Consider the following 21,444-nt stretch of genomic DNA (forward strand, 5'->3'; position numbering starts at 1 on the left):
TGGGAGGGTGACAATGAAGGCTCGCAACCAGTTTCTACTGTCCGGCGTCGCGGGAATCGCGATGCTCGCGGGTGCCGCACCGGCATTCGCGCAGGCGGCGCCCGCCGACGCGGCGACCGTCGATGCGTCGGACGTCGACGACAGCAACATCAACGAAATCATCGTCACCGCGCAGAAGCGCGAGCAGAGCCTGCAGGACGTGCCGATTTCGATGGAGGTCGTCAGCGGCGCCAAGCTCGCCGAGTTCAACACGAGCGACATCAAGGCGGTAATGAATTACACGCCGAACGTCTTCGTCCAGTCGACCGCCGGCAACGACGTCATCTATATCCGCGGCTTCGGTTCGCCGCCGGCGAACTTCGCCTTCGACCAGTCGGTCTCGCTCTATGTCGACGGTATCTATGCCGGCCGCAACCGTCAGGCGCAGGCCCCCTTCTTCGACCTCGAACGCGTCGAGGTGCTGCGCGGCCCGCAGGGCGCCCTGTTCGGCAAGAACACCGCCGCGGGAGCGGTCAGCGTCGTGTCGGCGGGGCCGACGAAGGATTTCGAGGGCGCGATCACCGGCCTTTACAATTTCGACCATAAGGGCACCGACTTTTCGGGCTATCTGTCAGGACCGATCACCGACACCCTCGGCGCGCGCTTCGCGTACAAGATCGTCAACCAGGACGGCTATATCTATAACCGCGCAAAGGATCACGACGACCCCGAGATCAAGTCGCAGCTGCTGCGCCTGACGCTGAAGTGGGAACCGTCGGACAATTTCGACTACACGGCGAAGGTCGAATATGGAAAGCGGACGGTCATCGGCGGCATCACCGTGTCCAGCCCGCTGACGAGCGGACAGGATCCGCAGACGAACCGCTATCTCGAACGCTCGGCGCTCGGCGACGAAGGCAACAAGAACAAGTCGGTGATGATCTCGGGCGTCGGCAATCTCGCGCTCGGCGATTTCACGCTGACCTCGGTCACCGGTTACAGCTGGTTCAAGTCGAAGATCGTCAACGGCTTCGACCAGACGATCCCGAACAGCGGCGGGGCGGTTGTTCCCAACTCGGTGTATAATGCCTTCCCCGAACGTTTCGACCAATTTTCGCAGGAAATCCGTATCCTGTCGCCGACCGGTCGAACCTTCGAGTTCATCGCGGGCGCCTATTACGACAAGTCGAACTACACGCTCGAGCAATATCAGGGCTTCAACATCGCGGCGCTCAACTATTTCGGCCGCATCGACAGCCTGTTCAAGCAGAAGGCCGAATCCTGGTCGGTGTTCGGCCAGGCGACGGTCAACATCAGCGACGCGTTCCGTGCGATCGGCAGCCTGCGCTACAGCCATACCAAAAAGGACGGCGATTTCGCCTCGCGGCTGGTCTACGGCCCCTTCCCGATCCGCCCGATTTCAAGCGCCACGGGGTCGATCAGCGAAGGCAATTTCGATCCGTCGGTGACGCTGCAATATGATATCGCGCCGCGCGTCATGGTCTATGCGACGTGGGGCCGCGGGTCGAAATCGGGCGGCTTCGTATCGAACACGCTTGGCACCGTAGACAGCACCTTCACCTTCGAACCCGAACGGTCGGAGAATTTCGAGGCGGGCGTCAAATCGACGCTGTTCGACGGCAAGGTCGTTGCGAACGTCTCTGCCTATCACACCAAATTCAAGGATTTGCAGGTTTCGGTCTATCGGCCCGAAACGTCGAGCTATCTGACCGGCAACGCCGCCAGCGCCACGTCGAAGGGCATCGAGGGATCGCTCAGCATCTTCCCAATCCCCAATTTCGACATCAGCGCCTCGGCCGCCTATTCGGATATCAAATATGACGATTATCCGGGCGCAGCTTGTCTCGCCATCCAGGTGACCGACGGCACCTGCAATCCCGCCGACCCGGTCAGCATCGAGAACAATAATCTCGCCGGATTTCCCGTCGCCTATTCTTCGAAATGGACCGGCAGCGTCACCGCGCACGCCCGCTTCGACATGTCCGATGATCTGAAGCTCGACATCACCGGCGTTGCCGCGGGCCGGTCGAAATATTTCAACTCGGACAATCAGAGCCCGGTGTTCGGGGTGCAGAACGGTTATGTGAAGCTCGACCTGCGCGTTCAGCTCGCCGATCAGGACGACCGCTGGCACGTCGCGCTCGTCGGCAAGAATCTGACGAACCAGAAGACGATTGGCAGCGCCTTCAACCTGCCGGCACCGATCACCGCAACGCCGCGCGCGATCCTCTACCTCGAACCTACGCGCAACATTTCGGTCGAGGCGGGGATCAAGTTCTAGGTTCGGATTCGACGATGTCCCAGGGATCGGCCGCGGCCAAAGCTTTCCTAGACCGGGAAGCGGCGGCCGCGGTCGTGACCTGTTTAAACAGGTGAACCGCGGCATGATCGACGTCTATTTCACCCCCACGCCGAATGGCCACAAGATCTCGATCATGCTCGAAGAGGTGGGGCTGCCGCACCAGCTTCTCGCGATGAACATGCTCGAAGGCGATCATCTGACCCCCGAATATCGCCGCATCAATCCCAATGGGCGCCTGCCCGCGATCGTCGACCATGATCCGATCGGCGGCGGCGCACCGCTGCCGGTGTTCGAGAGCGGGGCGATCCTGCTTTACCTTGCCGAGAAGAGCGGGCAGTTGCTTCCGGCCGACCCGCGCCGCCGCAGCCAGGCGCAGCAATGGCTGATGTGGCAGATGGCGAGCTTCGGCCCGATGCAGGGACAGGCGCACCACTTCATCCGCTATGCGCCCGAGGGGCAGGCCTATCCGGTCGAACGCTATCGGGGCGAGACGCTCCGCCTGCTCCACGTCCTCAACGGGCGGGTCGCCGAGACCGACTATCTCGCCGAAGAATATTCGATCGCCGACATCGCGTGCTGGCCGTGGACGCGCGCGATCCGCGCAATCGGGCTGACGCTCGACGATTATCCCGCCGTCGCCGACTGGTTCGCGCGCATCGGCGAACGGCCGGCGGTGATCGCCGGGACCGACGTCAAAAATGCCGCCAACCTGTCGAGCGCCCGCCCGGTGCTGACCGAGGAGCAATGGTCGAATTTGTTCGGGAAGAATATGCTGGAAGCGCCGACGCGCTGATCCCTTCTCCCCTCCCGCTTGCGGGAGGGGTTGGGGGTGGGCCAGCAACGGCGCGGTGATGCCCACCCCGCTGCGAACAGCGAGCAAGCTCGCAACTCTCGCTGCCCCTCCCGCCTGCGGGAGGGGATCAAATGCTGTCGGCGTGGCCCCACTGATATTCGACCTTGCCCTCCAGCCGCCGCACCGCGACCCAGTCGCCACCCGCAAGGCTGTCGTCCCCGATCAGCGCCATGACGCCCCCGGCGATATCCTCGGGCGCGCACGCTTCGTTGTTCGCCAGCACAGTCTTCATCCATTCGGACTTCCCGCCCGCGCCGGTCGTGTCGAGGATCGGCGTATCGACCAGCCCCGGCAGCATGCCCGCGACGCGCACATTGCACTCCTCCTTCAAAGGCGCGCAGCAGCGCGTGAACATCATCACCGCCGCCTTGGTCGTCGCGTACATCGCGTCGTAAAAGCCGGTGCCGAGCGCGACGGTCGACACGGTATTGATAATCACCCCGCCCCCGCGCGCCTTCATCTTCCGCACCGCGATCTGCGTCGCGGCGACAAGCGAAGTGATGTTGACATCGATGATCCAGCGGATGCGCGCGGCATCGACATCGGGGAATTGCGGCAGGCCCGACACGACCCCGGCGTTGTTGTGCAATATATCGACGTCGCCATGCGCCTCAAACCAGGCTTCGACCGCGGGGACGTCGGAAAGGTCCAGAACATGGATTGTTACCCGCGCGCCCTTTGACGCGACGAGCCGCGCGGTTTCGGCGAGCGCATCTTCCTTGACGTCGACGAGCCCGATTTCCGCCGCGCCACGCTCCGCCAGCATCACCGCGGTCGCGCGGCCGATGCCGCCTGCCGAGCCCGTGACGATCGCGCTCTTGCCCTTGATATCCATGACCTTCTCTCCCGTCGATTTTGCCATTACCGTAAAGCACATTGACAGATAAACTTAAATATCTAAGTATTTTTCGACCGAGAAGACTCGTGCGTTTTTGGGGAGAGTTATGACCGAGGCCACCGCCTTCAGTGCAGGCACCGCAGCGCCGGGCAACGGCCATGCGCTCCGCCGCAACGTCGCGCTCGCGATGCTGTTCGTCGTCGGAACGATCAACTTCGTCGATCGTCAGCTCCTCTCGGTGCTCGTCGAGCCGATCCGCGCCGAAATGAATTTCAGCGACACGCAATTCGGGCTGCTCACCGGCTTTGCCTTCGCCCTCTTCTATGCCGCGGCGGGCGTGCCGGTGGCGATGATCGCCGACCGCTGGAACCGGGTGAAGCTCATCGGCATCGCCTGCGTCGTATGGAGCGGCTTCACCGCAGCGTGCGGGATGGTCTCGAATTTCTGGCAACTGGCCTTGATGCGCTTCGGCGTCGGCGCGGGCGAAGCCGGCGGAACGGCGCCATCGCTTTCGGTGATTGCGGATTATTATCCGCCCGCGCGGCGGCCGCTCGCGATCGGCCTGTTCACGCTCAACGGCCCGTTCGGGGTTTTTGTGGGCGCAACCTTCGGCGCATGGGCGGCCGCGAATATCGGCTGGCGCAACGCCTTCATCGTCATCGGGATCGTCGGTATCCTCGTCGCGCCACTTTTGATCTGGCTCGTTCGCGAACCCGCGCGCGGGGCGATGGACGCGCACAAGCCCGCCGACGAAGCCCTGCCCTTCAGCCAGAGCCTCGCGATGTTCATCCGCCGTCCGTCGCTCCGCATGGTGATGATCGGCAGCGGGCTCGCCGCCTTTGTGAGCTATGGCATGCTCAACTGGATCCCCGCCTTCCTGATGCGGACGCAGAAGATGCCGTTGGAAGCCATGGCGACCTATTTCGGTCCGGCCGCGGGCATCACCTTCGGCATCGGCATCCTCGGCGGCGGCTGGCTCGTCAGCCACCGCGCGAAAGTGTCGGCGCGTGCCTACGGCACCATCCCCGCGCTCGCGACCGCGGTGCTGATCCCGACCTTCATCGCGGCGCTTCTCGTCGATAGCTGGCAGGTCTCGCTCGCGCTGATGCTGATTCCGATGGCGGCATGCACCGCCTATGTCGCCCCCGCGCTCGCGCTCGTGCAGAACCTCACCCCGCCGCGCAGCCGCGCGACCGCCGCCGCCGTACTGATGCTGATGTTCAACATCATCGGCCTCGGGCTCGGCCCGCTGTTCGCGGGGATCGTCAGCGACACGCTGAAACCCGATTATGGCGACGAAAGTCTCCGTTGGGCATTGATGGCACTGATGCCCTTCGCCGCCGCCGCGGGTCTCGCCCAGTATCGCATGACGCGCTATCTCGAAAAGGATTTCGCCGAATGACCGACGTCGCGGGAAAGACCGCCTTCATCACCGGCGGCGCGAGCGGGCTCGGGCTTGCGACCGCCAAGGCGCTCGCCGCGAAGGGCGCCTCGGTAATCCTCGCCGATATCGACGGCGCCGGCGCCGAAGCGGCCGCATCCACGCTGCGCGGCGAAGGCGCCAACGCGCTCGGCCTCCAGCTCGACGTCACCAGCGAAGAGAGCTGGGCCGAAGCCGGCGCGAAGGCGCGCGACTTCGCCCCCGTCCGCATCCTGTTCAGCAACGCCGGAGTCGGCGGCGGATCGGGGCCGTTCGAACAGTATGACACCAACGTCTGGCGCTGGAACTATGCGGTCAACGCGCATGCGCATCTCTATGCCTGCCGCACCTTCCTCGGTGAGATGAAGGCGAGCGGCGAGCCGAGCCACCTCGTCATCACCTCGTCGATGGTCGCGATCGTGCCGCCCCCGATCTCGGTCGCCTATATCAGCTCGAAATATGCGACGCTCGGAATCGCGATGGCGCTGCGCAACGAACTCGCTGAAACCTGCGTCGACGTTTCGGTGCTGATGCCCGGCATGTCGGCGACGCGGATCGTCGAGACGACGCGCGAGCTGCGCCCCGTCGAGGTCGAGGTCGGCAAGGCCGCCGCGACGAGCCAGGCGATGCAGGGCGTGCTCGCTGGCGGCATGTCGCCTGACAGGATCGGCGCGCGGGTGGTCGAGGCGATCGAAGCCGGCGATTACTGGATTTTCACCCATCCCGAATGGAAGGCGATGGCCGAACTGGTGACGCAGGACATGCTGTCCGCCTTCGGCCCTTCGGCCGACCCGGCGTACGAGGGCGACGATATCGACGGGCTGATCGCGGCCAATGGCGGCCGCATGTTCGGCGCCAAGGTTTAAGGAGAGCATCATGGCAGAGCAGGACGACATCCGCGCAATGGCGCAGCGTTTCTTCGACGCGATCGAGGCGGGCGACATCGAGACGATGCAGAGCAGCTTCACCCCCGACGCCGAAATCTGGCACAATACCGACGAGCTGATCGTCACCCCCGCGCAGACCGCGCAGACGCTGACCGGTATGGTCGCGCGGATCAAGGACCGCGAATATGCCGACCGCCAGCTCACCACCTTCCCCGGCGGCTTCGTCCAGCAGCATGTGCTCAAGGGCAAGCGCGTCCACGACGACGGCGCCGTCCGCCTCCCCTGCGCGATCATCTGCAAAGTCGAAAATGGCAAAATCACGCGGCTCGACGAATATTTCGACAGCGCGCATGTCGCCGAATTCCGCAAATTTGCGAACGCCTGAGGAGTCAGTCATGCCCGTGTTGCGCCAAGTTCCCCGCTCGGAAGTCACCGACGAGACCGTCCTCGCCTATTACAACCGCCTGTTCGGCGACCGCGACCCCGTCGCCGAGCCCGGCACCGCGACCGGCACGCCCGGCGACTGGTGGACAGTGTTCGCGCTGTCGCCCGACATCTTCGAGCATGCGGTCAAAGGCTTCGCCGTCTATCGTAACCCGGCGCGCACGATCGACCCGGTGCTGCGCGAGCTCGGCCAGACCCGCGCCGGCTGGGTCAAGGGAAGCCAGTTCGTCTTTTCGCAGCATTGCAAGTCGCTCCGCGGCCTCGGCGTCAGCGAGGAGAAGATCGCCGCCATCGCACACTGGCAGGTCGCCGACTGCTATGACGAGCAGGAACGCACCGTGCTCGCCTATGCCGATTGCCTCGCACAGGCCGGCGGACGCGTGCCGCTCGAGGTGTTCGACAAGCTCAAGACCTTCTGGAACGACGAGCAGATTTTCGAATTCACCTACATCACCTGCCTCTACGACATGCACGCGGTGATCACGCGCGCGCTACGCATGGAATATGACGCGCGCGAAGATCCGATCGTCGAGATCGCGGCACCCGAAGGCTTCAGCGCCGCCGACTTCCTCAGCGCGCCGCGCCCCGCAAACGGGTGATGGGCGACTACGGGCCCGCCGAAGTCGTCGCGACAGGCCTTCGCTTTCCCGAAGGTCCGGTGCCGATGGCCGACGGCTCAGTGCTGCTTGTCGAGATCGCGCGCGGCACGCTGACCCGCGTCGCACGCGACGGGACGCTGTCGGTCGCCGCCGAACTCGGCGGCGGGCCGAACGGGCTCGCGATCGGCCCCGACGGCGCCGCCTATATCTGCAACAATGGCGGGTTCGAGTGGATCGAGGCGGGTTCCCTCCTCTTCCCCGGCCATGCCGCGAATGCCGAACCTTGCGGATCGATCCAGCGCGTCGACCTGACCACCGGTGCGGTGACGACGCTCTACGACAGCTTTGAGGGCGAGCGGCTGAAGGGGCCGAACGATATCGTCTTCGACGCCGATGGCGGCTTCTGGTTCACCGATCATGGACAGGTTCGTGCCAGCGGCCGCGACCACGGCGCCATCTATTACGCCGCCGCCGATGGATCGCGGATCAGCCGCCAGCGCGCCGACATGATGGGACCGAACGGCATCGGCCTCTCGTCCGATGGCAAGACGCTCTATGTGAGCGAGACGATGACCGCGCGCGTCTGGGCGATCGGCATCGTCGCGCCGGGCGAACTCACACCCCCGCCGCCATGGTCGCCCGGCCGTTTCGTCGGCACGCCGCCCGCCTTTCGCCTGCTCGACAGCCTCGCGGTCGAGAAAAGCGGACGCATCTGCGTCGGCACGATGGTCGAGGGCGGGATCACGGTTTTCGACCCCGACGACGGTGGTTCGGAATTCCTGCCGCTCCCCGACGTCGGCATCACCAATATCGCCTTCGGCGGCGCCGACCGGCGCGATGCCTATATTACAGCGTCGACCACCGGCACGCTCTATCGCGTCCGCTGGCCGCGACCCGGGCTAGAACTTGCAAACCGTCAACTTAATTGACGGTTGTGCCGAAAAATGATAAGACTCGCGTGAGAGGACAGGATGAAATTCTATAATAGCGTCGGCCCCAACCCGCGCGTCGTGAAGCTGTTCATGGCCGAAAAGGGTATCGAGATCCCCGAGGTCACAATCGACCTGCGCGGCGGCGAGAACCGGCGCGCGCCCTATAATGTCGATGTGAACCCCGCCGGGCAGACGCCCGCGCTCGAACTCGACGACGGCAGCACCCTCTGCGAGATCACCGCGATCTGCGAATATCTCGACGAGAAATATCCCGGGCCCACGCTGATCGGTTCGACGGCGGAAGAACGCGCCAACACGCGCATGTGGACGCGGCGCATCGACCTCAAGATTTGCGAGCCGCTGACCAACGGCTTCCGCTTCGCCGAAGGGCTGCCGCTGTTCGAGGCGCGGCTGCGCTGCCTTCCCGAAGCGGCCGAAGGGCTGAAAGCGACCGCGCAGGACGGGATAAGCTGGCTCGACGCACAGATCGCGGGGTGCGAATTTATCGCAGGCGATGCCTTCACACTCGCCGACATCATGCTGTTCGCTTTCCTCGATTTCGGCGCGTCGGTCGGTCAGCCGATCGACCCCGCCAACACGAATATTCTCGGCTGGTACGAGCGGATGAAAAGCCGCCCCAGCGCCACCGCAAACTAAGGAGACGGATCATGGCTGCAACCAATAGCGAATTCGAATTCTGCGGGGTCAACCACCTCGCGCTCGTGTGCAAGGATATGGCGAAGACGGTCGAATTCTATCGCGACAAGCTTGGCATGCCGCTCACCAAGACGATCGACCTGCCCGGCGGGCGCGGCCAGCATTTCTTTTTTGACATCGGCAACGGCGACAGCCTCGCCTTCTTCTGGTTCCCCGACGCGCCCGAAGCGGTCCCCGGCATTTCGGCCCCCGCCGCGCTGCCGACGCGCGGCAGCTTCGTGTCCGCGCACGGATCGATGAACCATATCGCGATCAACGTCCGCGCCGACAAATTCGACGATTATTACAACCGTCTGATCGAAAAGGGCATCGAGGTGACGCCAGTGCTGAACCACGACGACAGCCCGACGCAATCCTCGGCCGAAATGCACCCCGGCGTCTTCGTGCGCTCGGTCTATTTCTTCGACCCCGACGGCGTCTGCCTCGAATTCGCGGCGTGGACCAAGACCTTCGACGAACGCGACGTCGCGCACGACCCGGTCCAAGCCGACGGCACCAAGCGCGAAGGCTTTATCGTCGGCCGCGCGCCGGTGCCCGCCGAATAAAAGATTCCCGAAGACACCACTGGGAACTCCTCCTGGACCCGGCCTGTGGCCGGGTTCTTTTTAGGGGTGGTGATCGGCAGCTTTCGACCGAATGCGGACGTTAAATATGTGATCCCCGGCGAAAGCCGGGGCCCAGAATGCGGACGCCAACCTGGCGCTTTTCCGCACTGGACCCCGGCTTTCGCCGGGGTGCACGAGGGGGCAGCTCACCACCCCAAGGCCGAAATCCAGCCTACCCCACCGCGCGGTCGCGCCCTTCCCAATAGGGCGCGCGCAATTCGCGGCGGAGCACCTTGCCCGACGGATTGCGCGGCAAGGCGTCGATGAACGCGATGCTTTTGGGGACCTTATACGCGGCAATCCGCGCGCGCGCCCAAGCGATCACGTCGGCGGGCTCGAGCGCCGCGCCCGCGGCGGGGACGATCAGCGCCTTCACCCCCTCGCCCCACTTGTCGTCGGGGACGCCGATCACCGCGACATCGGCGACGCCCGGGCAGCCCATGATCGCACTTTCGACCTCGGCCGGATAGACATTCTCGCCCCCCGACACGATCATGTCCTTGATGCGGTCGTGGACGTAATAGAATCCGTCGGCGTCGCGATAGCCGACGTCGCCGGTGTGGAGCCAGCCGCCAGCGAGCGTCTCTTCGGTCGCCGCGGCGCGGTTCCAATATTGCTTCATCACGATGCCGCCGCGGATCGCGATCTCGCCGATCTCGCCCTCGTCGAGTTCGTTCCCCTCGCCATCGAGGATCGCCATTGCGGCGCCCGGCCAGGGTTTGCCGCATGATGTGAGCTTGCCCGGCAGATCGTGCGCGGCGGGCGAGAGGTAGGAGCCACCGCCGGCGGACTCGGTCATCCCGTAGAATTGCACGAAATCGCAGCCGAAGGTTGCGCGCGCCCGGCGCAGGACATCCTCGGCGATCGGCGAGGCGCCATAGGCGATCGACTTGAGCTGCGGATAAGCGCCGCTGTTCGCATCGGGCTGAAGCAGCATCATCTGGATCATCGCGGGGGCGAGGAAGGCGTGCGCGACATCTTCCTCGCGCAACATCCGCACCGCGTCGGGAGCTGTAAAATCCTTCACCAGCACCAGCCGTCCGCCTTGCGCGAGCCCCGAGAAACTAACGTTCGTCCCCGCGACGTGGAACAAGGGCATGACGATCATCACCGTCTCGTCCTCGCCATAAGCGAAGCCGTCGACCTTGGTCGCCGCTTCGAGGAAAGTGCGATAATTGGCGTTGGTCAGCACGACGCCCTTGGGCAGCCCGGTCGTGCCGCTGGTGTAGAGTTGAAGCACATCGTCGGCGAGTTGCGGCGCGTCGGCGAGCGGCGCGTCGGATGCGCCGCCAAGCCACGCGTCGAACGGCTCGAACGCCGGATGTTCGCCGTAGAGCGCGATCAGGCGCGGCGGCGCGGCCAGATCGGCCACCGCCGCGAGCGCGCAGTCGAAGAAATCCTCGCCGACGAAGAGCAGCTTCGGCCCGGCATCGCCGAGGATGAAGCCGATTTCGGCGGGTGCGAGGCGGCAGTTGATCGGCGCGAAGCAGGCGCGTGCGCGCGCGGTGCCGAAGAAGAGCGGATACCAGCTGTCGTGGTTCTTGGTGAGCGCCGACACGCGGTCGCCGGGCGCAATGCCCGATGCGATCAAAGCGTGTCCGACGCGGTTCGAGCGCGCGTCGAGTTCGGCGAAACTCGTCTCGCGCGTCCCGAACTTCACTGCGGTCGCGCGCCCCCGCATTTTCGCTTGTGCCGCCGGAATGTCCGCCAGCGTCCGGATGGCCTCCAGATCGATCATTTTGCTCTCCCAACCGTCGTTTCGACTTGAATTAGATAGAATACTAAGCAAATGTTTGGCCAGCCCAAAAATCGAGAGGATTGGCCTTGTTCGACCACCCCATATTGCCGACGACGATCGTCGGAAGCTACCCCCAGCCCGACTGGCTGATCGACCGCGAACGGCTGAAGGCCAGCCTGCCCCCGCGCGTGCGTGCCGAGACCTTGTGGCGCATCCCCGAACCCTGGCTCGCCGACGCGCAGGAAGCCGCGACGCTGATGGCCATCCGCGACCAGGAAGAGCTCGGCATCGACATCGTCGGCGACGGCGAGATGCGCCGCGAAAGCTATTCGAACCGGCTCGCGACCGCGCTTTCGGGAATCGACCGCGAGAAGCACGGCACCGCGATCGACCGCACCGGCAACGCGAATCCGGTGCCGCTCGTCTCGGGCCCGATCCGCCGCGTCGCGCCGATCGAGGCGCAGGATGCGGCCTTCCTGCGCCGTCATTCAACGAAACCGGTGAAGCTCACCCTCCCCGGTCCCTTCACGATGACGCAGCAGGCCGAGAACGGATATTATCCAGACCTGCGCGCGCTCGCGATGGACTATGCCGACGCGGTCAATGCCGAGGTCAAGGATCTGTTCGCGGCGGGCGTCGACGTCGTCCAGCTCGACGAACCCTATCTGCAGGCGCGCGCCGCCGAGGCGAACAGCTATGCGGTCGAGGCGATCAACCGCGCACTCGACGGCGTCGGCGGCACCACCGCGCTCCATATCTGCTTCGGCTATGCGATGGTGCATCACGGCGCGGGCGCGACCGGACCGAAGCCCAAGGCTTATGACTTCCTTGCCGAACTCGAAGCCTCGGCGATCGACGTGATTTCGATCGAGGCCGCGCAGCCGGGGCTCGACCCCGCGATCCTCGCCGAACTGCCGACCAAGACCATCATGTACGGCGTGCTCGACCTGTCGATCACCGAAGTCGAGCCCCCCGAAATCGTCGCGAACCGCATCCGCGAGGCGCTACGCTACGTCGACGCCGAGCGCCTGTGGATCGCGCCCGATTGCGGGATGAAATATCACAGCCGTGAGCATAGCCAGGCGAAGCTGAAGGCGATGGTCGAGGGTACGGCACTGGTGCGGGCGGAACTGAAGTAATTCTCCCTCCCGCTTGCGGGAGGGGATTATGCGTCGATGAACGCGCTTAGCAACGCCACCACTACGTCGGGCGCCTCGACCGTCGGCAAATGCCCCGCGCCCGCGACCACTTCCAGCCGCGCCCCCGGGATCGCCTCGACAATCTCGTCATGATGCGCGCGGCTGGTGATGCCGTCCTTCTCGCCCCAGATCAGCAGCGTCGGCACCGCAATCTCACCGAGCCGCGGGCGGCTGTCGATGCGCGCCATGATCGCGCGCTGCTGCGCGAGGAAGGTGCCGGCGCCGGTGTCGGCCGCCATTTGGCGGGCGATATCGAGCAGGCGCTCGTCGCTCCGCTTCCCTTCGGGAAAGAGGATCGGAATGCGTTCCTCGACGACCTGATCGAAATTGCCGCTTTCGACGAGGTCGATATAGCCCTGCCGCCGGGCGGTCTGCGTCGGGCCGTCGGCCGAAGCGAGCGTCGAGATGAGCGCGAGCTTGGCGACACGTTCGGGGGCGCGACGCATGACCTCAAAGGCGACGAAGCCGCCCATCGCATGCGCGACCAGCACGAATTGCGGCGGGGCGTTGTCGAGCAGGCGCTGCGCAAAGCCCTCGATCCTGTCGTCGCTGCGGTTGTCGGCGACGATGACGTCGCGATCGGTCCACGCGTCGAGCAGGGGCTGCCACACGGCGTCGGTCAAAAGCTGGCCGGTGATGAGGACAATGGGGAGAGTCATTCGAATACCTCTTATCAAACCATTTGCCCTGAGCTTGTCGAAGGGCCGTTCTTCCTTTTCAACGTCAAAGAAAGAGCGGTGCTTCGACAGGCTCAGCACAAATGGAACAGGGGGGCCGCTAGACCACCTGATGCAACAGCGCCTCGCCCGCGGCGAGACGGCGGCAATTCTCCTGGGCGACCGTCAGGCTGCGCACGAGCGTTTCGGGGGTGAGCCAGGCGATGTGCGGCGCGAGCACCGCATTTGGCAGACCGAGCAATGGGTTGCCGCGCGGCAGCGGTTCTTCGGCGAAGACATCGAGCCCCGCGCCGCGGAGATGTCCCGATGTGAGCGCCTCGACCAGCTTCGCCTCATCGACCAGTTCGCCGCGCGCGGTGTTCACGAGCACCGCGCCCTTCTTCATCGCGAAGGGGTCGATCGATGCGCGCGTGTCGTCGGTGAGCGGGATGTGCAGCGACACGATATCACTTTCGGCGAGCAGGCGGTCGAGCGGCCAATATTCATAGGGCACATCCCGCGCGCCGCGCGCGGTATACACGACCTTTGCGCCGAGCGCCGCGAGCACCGGCGCCAGCAGCTGTGCCGAGTTGCCGAAACCGACGAGGCCGACCGTGCGCCCGCCGATCTCGCCAACACTGTCCAGCTCGGACGGATCGGCGGTCCAGCCCTCGCCGCTACGCGTTCGCGCATCGAAGAAGCAGGTGCGCCGCAACACTGCCATCATCAGCGACAGCGCCATTTCGGCGACCGCTTGGCTGTTGGCGCCAGGCATATTGCACACCGCGACGCCATGGCTCTGCGCCGAATCGAGCGCGATCGTGTTGACGCCGACCCCCAGCTTCTGGATCAGCTTCAGCTTCGGCGCCGAGGTGATGAAGTCGGGCGTGACGGGAGTCAGAACGTGGAGCAGCGCGGTGATGTCGGGCGCCACCGCGTCGAGCGGCGCCGCCTCGTCGACATGCACGACGACGCCGGGTCCGAAGATCGCATCGACAGCCTCGCGGAATCCGGGGCTCGGGCGGGCGTGGAGGACGATCATGCCGCGACCCGGCCGATCGAACCTGCAAAGGCCGAAAAGCCCGCGAATTCGGCATCGGCACCCATCGCTTCCTCGATCCGCAGCATCTCGTTCCACTTCGCCATGCGTTCCGACCGCGTGAAGCTGCCGACCTTCAATTGCCCCGCGTCCCAGCCGGTCGCGAGATGCGCGATCGTGACATCCTCGCTCTCGCCCGAGCGCGCCGACACGATCGCACCCCAGCTGCGCGCTACCGCAGCGTCGAGCGCGGCTTTCGCCTCGGTGACGGTGCCGACCTGATTGACCTTGATCAGCGCCGCGTTGCACACCGCCGCCTCGGCCGCGCGCGCGACGCGCTCGGCATTGGTGACGAGCACATCGTCGCCGATGATCTGCACCTTGTCGCCGATCGCCGCGGTCACCGCCGCCATCGTCGTCCAGTCGTCCTGCCCCGCCGGATCCTCGATCGACAGGATCGGATAGCGCTTCGCCCATTCGACGATCCGCGCCGCCATTTCCTCGCCCGACAGGCGTCCGTCGTCGAGCGCGAGATCATAGCCGCCCGCATCGCCGAGCTCGTTCGCGGCGATGTCGAGCGAGATGAATACCTCTTCGCCCGCGCGGTGCCCGCTCGCCTCGATCGCCTTGGTCATCGTATCGAGCGCATCCTCGTTCGACGCAAAATTGGGCCACCAGCCGCCTTCGTCGGCGACGCCCGACAGCGGACCTTTGGCTTCCATCAGCCTGCCCGCCGCGCGATAGACGTCGTCGGTGATTTCGAGCGCGCGGCGGAAGCTGCCCGCCTTCGGGCACATCACCATGAAATCCTGCACATCGGTGCGCCGCCCCGCATGCGCACCGCCGCCGAATATCTGGATTTCGGGTAGCGGGACGCGCACCTTGCGCCCGCCCGCGAGATAGCGCCATAGCGGCTCGCGCGCGTAGGCGGCTGCGGCATGAAGCACCGCCATCGATACCGCGACGACCGCGTTCGCGCCGAGCCGCGCCTTGTTGGCTGTGCCGTCGAGCGCGCAGAGCGCAGCGTCGACCGCCGCCTGATCGCGCGCGTCGATGCCGGCGATCGCGCCCGCGATTTCCGATCCGATCCCCGCCACCGCGCGGTTGACGCCGAAGCCACCGAACGCGTCGCCGCCGTCGCGCAGGTCGATGGCTTCATGCGCGCCGCGCGAGGCGCCTGCGGGCGCGATCGCACGCCCGATCGCGCCCGATTCGAGCACCACTTCGGCCTCGACGGTGGGCCGGCCGCGCGAATCCCAAAGCTGGCGGCCGGTGACGGAGGCGATACGCGAAGTCATTGGAAGGTCCTTTTCCAGTTGGCGACGAGCGCGTCGATCGATTGCGGCGCGAGGATGAGCATGCGCGCCTGATCGCGCACGGTGCGCTTGTGTTCGGGGTTGGTCAGATAGGGCGCGGGCGACTTGCCCTCGACGCGCGCGAGGAGGAGCGCGGCGGTGAGCTTGCCCGCGCGCAGCAGCAAGCCGTCGGCGTCCTCCCAGCCGATACCGGTGCGATAGGCCGCAACCAGTGCCCCGGCGGCTACATTCATCCGGGCATCGTCCGACCACACCGCCTTCAGCAACAGGTGCGTCGTGCAAAAGGCAAGGTCGAAGGCCGGATCGCCATAGACCGCACATTCGGCGTCGAGGAACACCGGGCCATCGCCGCTGACAAGGATATTCTTGGGGCTGACGTCGCCGTGGACGAGCGCGATCTTGCGCGAGGCCAGATCGTCGGCGAGCGCGGTGAGCGCGGGCGCGAGTTCGCTATCTTGCTGCGCAACATAGAGCAGAAAAGGATCGACGCGCAGCGCACGGAACATCTCGTCGTTGGGAAAGGCGGCGCGGTCGCGATCATTGTGCGCGGTTGCATCGTGCACAGCGGCGATCCCCTGCCCCACCTGCGCCGCAAAGGCGGGATCGACACGCCCCGCCATCAGCTCGTCCTTCCACACCGGACAGCCGGGGAGGAAGCGCATCGCGAAAGCGTGACCGGGCAGTTCGGCGAGCACTTCGGGTGCGATGCGCGGGTCGACGCCGCGCGCTCGCCTGAGCCAGCGCACCTCGCTCGTCCCGCGCTCGACTGGCGCATGCCATTCGGCGGCGACGCGCAGCTGTTCGAGCGGACGCTTCACGACGATCGGCCCCGTGGGCGTCTCGACCTTCCACACATCGCACGACACGCCGCCGGTCAGCGGTTCGAGGACGACATCGCTATCCCCCACCAGTCCGGCGGCGCGCAGGTCCGCGATGATGTCCGGTTCTGCCGTTTCCATGTTCAGCTACCCTAGCGCATTCAGAGGCATTCCACCCTCACCCTTCCCACCGGCGGGGCCAGTGGGCCCCTTCCCTCTCCCAATGGGAGAGGGAGGGAGGCGCGAAGCGCCGGAAGGGAGAGGGTGATATGCGTCGCAAATTACAGCTTCTCCCGGATCCAGGCGCCGACGAGGTCGGCGGCATTCTGCCGCTCCTCGATCGAGTCCTCGAAATAATGCGCGCCGGGGATCAATTCGAGCTTCTTGTCGCTGCTCCCGAGGAAATCGAAGATTTTGCGCGCGTCGCTCGGGAAAACGCCGGTGTCGGCGGTGCCCTGAACCACGAGCGCGGGCGTGTCGTGCTTCGCGAGATGCGGCTGGCCCTGGCACGGCGAGGTTTCGAGGCTCCACATGTTGAGCCAGGTCTTGATCGTATTAGCGCGCCCGATGCTCGGCGTGCGGTTCGCGATCGCGGGGTCGCCGCGATAGCACCAATTGGGCTTGCGGTCCGACGGGTCGATCGCGGGATCGACGCAGCGGATATCGCCCCAGCAACGGAACATCGGGAAGATGCGGTCGGGAATGCCCGCGTCGTTCAACCGCTTCAGTTCGGCCTTCGCCCAGTCGGTGATGCGCTGGTTGCGCGCGCGCTGCGCGGCGCGATATTTTTCGATGAACGCGTCCGAATAGGGCGGCCCGTTGTCGGGATTGAACGGATCGAGTTCGGGATCGGTCAGCGTCGGATCATTCTCGTCGATCACCGATGCGTCCATCCAGTCGGTCAGCACTTCGGGGCGCCCCTGATGCGCGTTGAAGCTGATGTAGAGGTCGCCCTTGACGAGCTGCGCGAGCGCATCCTGCCCGGCCGACGGCAGGCGATCGGTCAGCGTCGGCGCGATCGCCTCGGCCTGATAGGCGCCCATCAAGGAGCCGCCGCCCGAATTGCCAAGAATGACGATCTGCTCGACCCCCGCCTCTTCTTTGAGCCACTTCATGCCGACGCCGATATCGAGCACCGCATGTTCGAGCAGGAATTGGTCCTCGACGCCGCGATAGCGCGTGTTCCAGCCGAGGAAACCGAAACCCTGCCGCGCGAAATAGGGGGCGATATAATGTTCGGAGAAATCGACATTATAGTGTGTCGCGATGATCGCGACCTTCGGCCGCTTGCCGCTTTCGGTCCAGTAAATGCCCTGGCACGGATGCCCGCCCGCCTGAATGCGCGGCGCGGTCGGCGATATGCGCCCGATAAATTGCGCGTCCAGTCCTTCGATCCCGTTCGGGTCCATCATCGTCTCTCCTGTCTGTTATATCGCATCGTCATCCCGGACTTGATCCGGGATCCATTGCCTCGGCGCTGGTTGAATGGATCCCGGATCAAGTCCGGGATGACGAAAATGGGAACCATCTCAGCGCGTAACCTCGAAAGGCAGCTTGTAGCCTTCCAGCCCGGCGCGAATGGCCTTTTTATCGATCTTGCCAGTCGGGCCGAGCGGGATTTCATCGACAAACAGCACGTCGTCGGGCATCCACCAGCGCGCGATCTTGCCGTCGAGATAGGCCTTCAAATCCTCAGCGCAGGCGTTCGCGCCCTCTTTGAGCTGGCACAGCAGGATCGGCCGCTCGTCCCATTTGGGATGCGCAACCCCGACGACCGCGGCGTTGGCGACCGCGGCGTGCCCCATCGCGATATTCTCGATCTCGATCGAGCTGATCCACTCGCCGCCCGACTTCACGACATCCTTGGCGCGGTCGGTGATCTGCATATAGCCTTCGGCATCGATCGTGCTGACGTCGCCGGTATCGAAAAAACCCTCGTCGTCGAGCACCTCGCCGCCCTCGCCGCCATAATAGGCGCCCGCGATCGTCGGCCCCTTGATCATCAGCCGCCCCGGGGTCTTGCCGTCGTGCGGCAGCCGGCTACCGGCGTCGTCGACGAGCTTCATTTCCAGCCCGCAGAGCAGCCGCCCCTGCTTGAGCTTATAAGCCATCTGCTCGGGTTCGGACTTCGCCGCGACCGCCGCATTGGGAACCGACACGGTGCCGAGCGGCGAGGTTTCGGTCATGCCCCAGCCCTGTATGACGTCGACGCCATAATCGTCGCGGAAGGTGCGGATGATCGATTCGGGGCACGCCGAGCCGCCGATCGTCACGCGCTCCAGCGTCGTGAAACGCTTCCCATTTTCCTGCATATAGGTGAGCAGCATCTGCCACACCGTCGGCACCGCGGCGGAATAAGTGACGCCTTCCCCTTCGATCAGATTATAGATCGATTCGCCGTCCATGCGCTGCCCGGGCAGCACGAGCTTCGCACCGACCGCGGGCGCCGAATAGACGACGCCCCAAGCGTTGGCGTGATACATCGGCACGACGAGCAGCACGGTGTCGCGCGCCGACAGCGCGAGCGCATCGCGCTGCAACGTCATCAGCGCATGGATGTAATTGGAGCGGTGCGAATAGAGCACGCCCTTGGGATTGCCCGTCGTGCCGCTGGTATAGCAAAGCCCGCACGCGGCATTCTCGTCGAATGCACCCCAATCATATTCGGCCGGATGCCCCGCGATCCAGTCGTCGAAGGCGGTCGCGGCAAAGCTGGTTTTCGGCAACGACGCCGCGTCGCAGAAAAAGATCACCTTCTCGATCGATGGCACCTGCGGCAGCAACTCTTCGACAAGTTCGGCGGTCGCGGGATCGGCGATCAGAAGCCGGTCGCCGGCATGGTTCGCGATATAGGCGATCTGTTCGAGGAACAGCCGCGGGTTGAGGGTGTGGAGCACCGCGCCCATCCCCGCCGCGCCATACCAGGCGGCGAGGTGCCGCGCGCCGTTCCACGCCATCGTCGCGACGCGGTCGCCGGGCTTGATCCCTTCGGCGGCGAGCGCATTCGACACGCGCTTCGCGTCGGCATGAATGTCGGCATAGGTCGCGCGGGTGACGCGCCCCTCGGCATCGCGCGACACGATCTCGCGCGCGCCGTGCCAGTTCGCCGCATGGTCGATGATCCGGTCGACCGTCAGCGGCACATTCTGCATCAACCCGTCCATGCGGCACTCTCCCTCGTCGCTGAATAGATAGTATACTAAGTATTTTGCCTTTGCAACGCCGCCCGGCCTTGCTTCGCCCGCATCGCTCTTCTAGCGTGACGATGTCGGCACCCGCCGGCAACAGGGGCACAACATAGCGTCATATGCGCACAAACCAGCTTATCATCGCGCTTTTTCAACGCTTCTGCTGGCTCGACGAAGGGCTGCAAGCGCGGCTTCACGATCATGGCTGGCCCGACGTCAATCGCCCGCAATCGATGATAATGACCAATATCGTCAGCGGCGTCGTGCGCCCGTCGGACATCGCGCGCAACCTCGGCGTGTCGCGGCAAGCGGTCCACAGCACGATCAACCAGATGGTGAAGCTCGGCATCGTTCGGCTCGACGTCGATCCCGACGACCGCCGCCACATGATCGTGTCGCTGACCGACCTTGGCGCGCGCATGCGCAAGGATGCGCAGCGTTCGATGGACGCGCTCACCGCGCAGATCGCCGACCGCTTGGGTCAGGACAAGTTCGACGCGCTGCTCGCCGCGCTCGAGGCCGACTGGGGCGACAATATCGCGCGCGCGCGCGCGACTTCGCGCACTCGCTAGACGGCAAGCGCCTTCGCGACGGCGACCAGCCGCGCGGCGGTCATATCCACCAGCGACGCGGGCAACGGCTCCTTCAGACTGCCATCCTCGGCAAAGGCGGCGTGCGCGTTCGGCACCAGCACCTGTTCGGGGATCACGAGCATCTGGATCGTCGACAAGATCTGGCGCAGGTGCATCAGCCCGCGCAGCCCCCCGAACGGGCTGATCGACGCCGACATGATCGCCGCCGCCTTGCCGCGATAGGCGGAGAGCGCGACAAGTCCCTCATCGCCGGTGGGCCGCGACGCCCAGTCGATCGCATTCTTGAGCAGCGGCGGCAGCGAACCATTATATTCGGGCGACACGAACAGCAGCCCATCCTGCGCGGCGAACAGCGCCTTGAGCTTCAGCGCATCGGGCGGAAAGGCACCGGCTTCAAGCGCCGCCGAATAAAGCGGCAGGTCGAACGCCGCGAGATCGACCCGCGTGACGCTTGCGCCCTGCGCTTCGAGGCTCGCGGCGGCAAGTTCGCCCAACGCGCGGTTATAGGATCCCTCGCGAATGCTCCCGACGATGACGGCGATGCTGGTCATTTTTCCTCCCGGACAATATGATTAGAATACTAACTTATTGTCCGGTCGCGGCAAGATCAAGCGGTCAGGCCTTGATGTCCGAAAGCACCGCGAGCTTGCGCGTTTCGTCGGCGAGATTGTCGATCACGCGGCGCATCAGCCCCTGCAACACCTCGACCTCCTCGTCGCTCATGCCCTTGGTCGCGATCTCGTGGATCTCGGCGTTCATCGGCGCGAGGATTAACTCGAGCTTCTTGGCGTGCGGAGTCAGATGGATGAAGGTCTTGCGCCGGTCGTCGGCGGTCTTCTTGCGCGTGATCAGCCCGGCCTTTTCCAGCCCTTTCAGCGCGACGACGGTGGTCGGCTCGCGCATCCCGACGCGTTCGCTGAGTTCGCGCTGGGTAATGCCGTCCTCGCGCCACAGCTGGCGCAGGAAACGCCACTGCCCCGCCGACACGTCATGCGTCAGCGTGCGGCGTTCGAGCAGCCGCGAAAAGGAGCGGAAGACGACGCGCGCGAGGTAGCCGATGCTGTTTTCAGGATCGGTGTAATATTCGGCAGGATGCCGATAATCCTTTGTTTTCTTGACCAAAATCCTGCTCCCCTGTCGCGGCGCCGGGTGCCGACCCCGCCGCGTATCAAATCTTAGGACGCGAAGGTTCGCGCGGCAACCATCTTCGTCGTCGCGTCCTGTCCTGTCGCCGTTCCAACCCCGCGATAATGTTGGACAAGATTCGTCGATCGATATACTTAGAATGCTAAGTTAATGG

General features: G+C 64.9%; 21 protein-coding genes. 11 read left to right on the forward strand and 10 right to left on the reverse strand.

The features are described 5' to 3' along the window. Nucleotides 1-13 precede the first annotated feature (13 nt). Both OVY29_RS08300 and OVY29_RS08305 read left to right on the forward strand, forming a co-directional pair. A complete protein-coding gene (locus OVY29_RS08300; protein WP_037553997.1) occupies nt 14-2,281 on the forward strand; it encodes a TonB-dependent receptor in 2,268 nt (755 codons plus the stop codon). A gap of 103 nt (nt 2,282-2,384) precedes the next feature. Continuing rightward, a complete protein-coding gene (locus OVY29_RS08305; RefSeq protein WP_037554055.1) occupies nt 2,385-3,095 on the forward strand; it encodes a glutathione S-transferase N-terminal domain-containing protein in 711 nt (236 codons plus the stop codon). Nucleotides 3,096-3,222: 127 nt separating this feature from the next. On the opposite strand, the gene OVY29_RS08310 is transcribed toward OVY29_RS08305, so the two are convergent. Beyond that, nucleotides 3,223-3,990, reverse strand: a complete 768-nt coding sequence (locus OVY29_RS08310; protein ID WP_161786526.1) for an SDR family NAD(P)-dependent oxidoreductase — start codon at nt 3,988-3,990, stop codon at nt 3,223-3,225. 109 nt (nt 3,991-4,099) lie between these two features. On the opposite strand from OVY29_RS08310, the gene OVY29_RS08315 reads away from it, so the two are divergent. From OVY29_RS08315 to OVY29_RS08345, 7 genes are read left to right on the forward strand one after another with little or no spacing between them, the layout of a single operon-like run. Then, the gene (locus OVY29_RS08315) at nt 4,100-5,395 is read left to right on the forward strand and encodes a spinster family MFS transporter (protein ID WP_052182044.1); all 1,296 of its coding nucleotides are present in this window, start codon (nt 4,100-4,102) and stop codon (nt 5,393-5,395) included. Then, on the forward strand, nt 5,392-6,279 hold the full coding sequence (locus OVY29_RS08320) for an SDR family NAD(P)-dependent oxidoreductase (protein WP_052182043.1): 888 nt from the start codon (nt 5,392-5,394) through the stop codon (nt 6,277-6,279). Before OVY29_RS08315 ends, OVY29_RS08320 begins: the two co-directional genes overlap by 4 nt. 10 nt (nt 6,280-6,289) lie before the next feature. Next, the gene (locus tag OVY29_RS08325) at nt 6,290-6,685 is read left to right on the forward strand and encodes a nuclear transport factor 2 family protein (protein ID WP_037553995.1); all 396 of its coding nucleotides are present in this window, start codon (nt 6,290-6,292) and stop codon (nt 6,683-6,685) included. A 10-nt stretch (nt 6,686-6,695) separates the two neighbouring features. Beyond that, nucleotides 6,696-7,343: a carboxymuconolactone decarboxylase family protein gene (locus tag OVY29_RS08330; RefSeq protein WP_037553994.1), complete on the forward strand. Its 648-nt coding sequence runs from the start codon at nt 6,696-6,698 to the stop codon at nt 7,341-7,343. Beyond that, nucleotides 7,343-8,272: an SMP-30/gluconolactonase/LRE family protein gene (locus tag OVY29_RS08335; protein ID WP_037553993.1), complete on the forward strand. Its 930-nt coding sequence runs from the start codon at nt 7,343-7,345 to the stop codon at nt 8,270-8,272. The genes OVY29_RS08330 and OVY29_RS08335 overlap by 1 nt, the downstream gene beginning before the upstream one ends. A 42-nt stretch (nt 8,273-8,314) precedes the next feature. Next, the gene (locus tag OVY29_RS08340; protein WP_037553992.1) at nt 8,315-8,932 is read left to right on the forward strand and encodes a glutathione S-transferase family protein; all 618 of its coding nucleotides are present in this window, start codon (nt 8,315-8,317) and stop codon (nt 8,930-8,932) included. Between the two features lie 11 nt (nt 8,933-8,943). After that, complete coding sequence (locus OVY29_RS08345; protein ID WP_052182042.1) at nt 8,944-9,537, forward strand: VOC family protein; 594 nt, start codon at nt 8,944-8,946, stop codon at nt 9,535-9,537. A gap of 232 nt (nt 9,538-9,769) precedes the next feature. Here OVY29_RS08345 and OVY29_RS08350 read toward each other — a convergent pair whose 3' ends face one another. Continuing rightward, entirely contained in the window at nt 9,770-11,335 is a 1,566-nt protein-coding gene (locus OVY29_RS08350) for a long-chain-fatty-acid--CoA ligase (RefSeq protein ID WP_037553991.1), read from the reverse strand. A 104-nt stretch (nt 11,336-11,439) separates the two neighbouring features. On the opposite strand from OVY29_RS08350, the gene OVY29_RS08355 reads away from it, so the two are divergent. Further along, complete coding sequence (locus OVY29_RS08355) at nt 11,440-12,474, forward strand: 5-methyltetrahydropteroyltriglutamate--homocysteine methyltransferase (RefSeq protein ID WP_409581477.1); 1,035 nt, start codon at nt 11,440-11,442, stop codon at nt 12,472-12,474. Between the two features lie 26 nt (nt 12,475-12,500). Here OVY29_RS08355 and OVY29_RS08360 read toward each other — a convergent pair whose 3' ends face one another. The 6 genes from OVY29_RS08360 to OVY29_RS08385 all read right to left on the reverse strand — a co-directional run bounded on the left by OVY29_RS08360 (nt 12,501) and on the right by OVY29_RS08385 (nt 19,527). Continuing rightward, nucleotides 12,501-13,193 carry an alpha/beta fold hydrolase gene (locus OVY29_RS08360; RefSeq protein ID WP_037553989.1) on the reverse strand — a complete coding sequence of 231 codons (693 nt, stop codon included), beginning with the start codon at nt 13,191-13,193 and terminating at the stop codon, nt 12,501-12,503. Nucleotides 13,194-13,311: 118 nt separating this feature from the next. Next, on the reverse strand, nt 13,312-14,232 hold the full coding sequence (locus OVY29_RS08365; protein WP_037553987.1) for an NAD(P)-dependent oxidoreductase: 921 nt from the start codon (nt 14,230-14,232) through the stop codon (nt 13,312-13,314). Next, nucleotides 14,229-15,527, reverse strand: coding sequence for a phosphopyruvate hydratase (gene eno / locus OVY29_RS08370; RefSeq protein WP_037553985.1), 1,299 nt, complete (start codon nt 15,525-15,527; stop codon nt 14,229-14,231). Before eno ends, OVY29_RS08365 begins: the two co-directional genes overlap by 4 nt. Further along, nucleotides 15,524-16,504, reverse strand: a complete 981-nt coding sequence (locus OVY29_RS08375) for an aminoglycoside phosphotransferase family protein (RefSeq protein WP_313911166.1) — start codon at nt 16,502-16,504, stop codon at nt 15,524-15,526. Before OVY29_RS08375 ends, eno begins: the two co-directional genes overlap by 4 nt. Nucleotides 16,505-16,644: 140 nt before the next feature. Continuing rightward, entirely contained in the window at nt 16,645-17,775 is a 1,131-nt protein-coding gene (locus OVY29_RS08380) for an alpha/beta hydrolase (RefSeq protein WP_313911167.1), read from the reverse strand. A 117-nt stretch (nt 17,776-17,892) separates the two neighbouring features. Beyond that, the gene (locus OVY29_RS08385; RefSeq protein WP_037553982.1) at nt 17,893-19,527 is read right to left on the reverse strand and encodes a long-chain-fatty-acid--CoA ligase; all 1,635 of its coding nucleotides are present in this window, start codon (nt 19,525-19,527) and stop codon (nt 17,893-17,895) included. 143 nt (nt 19,528-19,670) lie between these two features. On the opposite strand from OVY29_RS08385, the gene OVY29_RS08390 reads away from it, so the two are divergent. Next, nucleotides 19,671-20,123 carry a MarR family winged helix-turn-helix transcriptional regulator gene (locus OVY29_RS08390; protein ID WP_037553981.1) on the forward strand — a complete coding sequence of 151 codons (453 nt, stop codon included), beginning with the start codon at nt 19,671-19,673 and terminating at the stop codon, nt 20,121-20,123. Here the strand turns inward: OVY29_RS08390 and OVY29_RS08395 are convergent. Both OVY29_RS08395 and OVY29_RS08400 read right to left on the reverse strand, forming a co-directional pair. Beyond that, nucleotides 20,120-20,695, reverse strand: a complete 576-nt coding sequence (locus tag OVY29_RS08395) for an NADPH-dependent FMN reductase (RefSeq protein ID WP_037553980.1) — start codon at nt 20,693-20,695, stop codon at nt 20,120-20,122. The genes OVY29_RS08390 and OVY29_RS08395 overlap by 4 nt on opposite strands. Before the next feature lie 64 nt (nt 20,696-20,759). Then, nucleotides 20,760-21,266 carry a MarR family winged helix-turn-helix transcriptional regulator gene (locus OVY29_RS08400; protein ID WP_037553978.1) on the reverse strand — a complete coding sequence of 169 codons (507 nt, stop codon included), beginning with the start codon at nt 21,264-21,266 and terminating at the stop codon, nt 20,760-20,762. Nucleotides 21,267-21,444: the final 178 nt, after the last annotated feature.

Origin of the sequence: Sphingopyxis sp. SE2 (assembly GCF_032227185.1) — a bacterium.
Classification (GTDB): Bacteria; Pseudomonadota; Alphaproteobacteria; order Sphingomonadales; family Sphingomonadaceae; genus Sphingopyxis.

Coding starts and splice junctions, on each gene's coding strand:
- OVY29_RS08300 (WP_037553997.1), top strand. CDS start 14: ATGAAGGCTCGCAACCAGTTTCTACTGTCCGGCGTCGCGGGAATCGCG.
- OVY29_RS08305 (WP_037554055.1), top strand. CDS start 2,385: ATGATCGACGTCTATTTCACCCCCACGCCGAATGGCCACAAGATCTCG.
- OVY29_RS08310 (WP_161786526.1), bottom strand. CDS start 3,990: ATGGATATCAAGGGCAAGAGCGCGATCGTCACGGGCTCGGCAGGCGGC.
- OVY29_RS08315 (WP_052182044.1), top strand. CDS start 4,100: ATGACCGAGGCCACCGCCTTCAGTGCAGGCACCGCAGCGCCGGGCAAC.
- OVY29_RS08320 (WP_052182043.1), top strand. CDS start 5,392: ATGACCGACGTCGCGGGAAAGACCGCCTTCATCACCGGCGGCGCGAGC.
- OVY29_RS08325 (WP_037553995.1), top strand. CDS start 6,290: ATGGCAGAGCAGGACGACATCCGCGCAATGGCGCAGCGTTTCTTCGAC.
- OVY29_RS08330 (WP_037553994.1), top strand. CDS start 6,696: ATGCCCGTGTTGCGCCAAGTTCCCCGCTCGGAAGTCACCGACGAGACC.
- OVY29_RS08335 (WP_037553993.1), top strand. CDS start 7,343: ATGGGCGACTACGGGCCCGCCGAAGTCGTCGCGACAGGCCTTCGCTTT.
- OVY29_RS08340 (WP_037553992.1), top strand. CDS start 8,315: ATGAAATTCTATAATAGCGTCGGCCCCAACCCGCGCGTCGTGAAGCTG.
- OVY29_RS08345 (WP_052182042.1), top strand. CDS start 8,944: ATGGCTGCAACCAATAGCGAATTCGAATTCTGCGGGGTCAACCACCTC.
- OVY29_RS08350 (WP_037553991.1), bottom strand. CDS start 11,335: ATGATCGATCTGGAGGCCATCCGGACGCTGGCGGACATTCCGGCGGCA.
- OVY29_RS08360 (WP_037553989.1), bottom strand. CDS start 13,193: ATGACTCTCCCCATTGTCCTCATCACCGGCCAGCTTTTGACCGACGCC.
- OVY29_RS08365 (WP_037553987.1), bottom strand. CDS start 14,232: ATGATCGTCCTCCACGCCCGCCCGAGCCCCGGATTCCGCGAGGCTGTC.
- eno (WP_037553985.1), bottom strand. CDS start 15,527: ATGACTTCGCGTATCGCCTCCGTCACCGGCCGCCAGCTTTGGGATTCG.
- OVY29_RS08375 (WP_313911166.1), bottom strand. CDS start 16,504: ATGGAAACGGCAGAACCGGACATCATCGCGGACCTGCGCGCCGCCGGA.
- OVY29_RS08380 (WP_313911167.1), bottom strand. CDS start 17,775: ATGATGGACCCGAACGGGATCGAAGGACTGGACGCGCAATTTATCGGG.
- OVY29_RS08385 (WP_037553982.1), bottom strand. CDS start 19,527: ATGGACGGGTTGATGCAGAATGTGCCGCTGACGGTCGACCGGATCATC.
- OVY29_RS08390 (WP_037553981.1), top strand. CDS start 19,671: ATGCGCACAAACCAGCTTATCATCGCGCTTTTTCAACGCTTCTGCTGG.
- OVY29_RS08395 (WP_037553980.1), bottom strand. CDS start 20,695: ATGACCAGCATCGCCGTCATCGTCGGGAGCATTCGCGAGGGATCCTAT.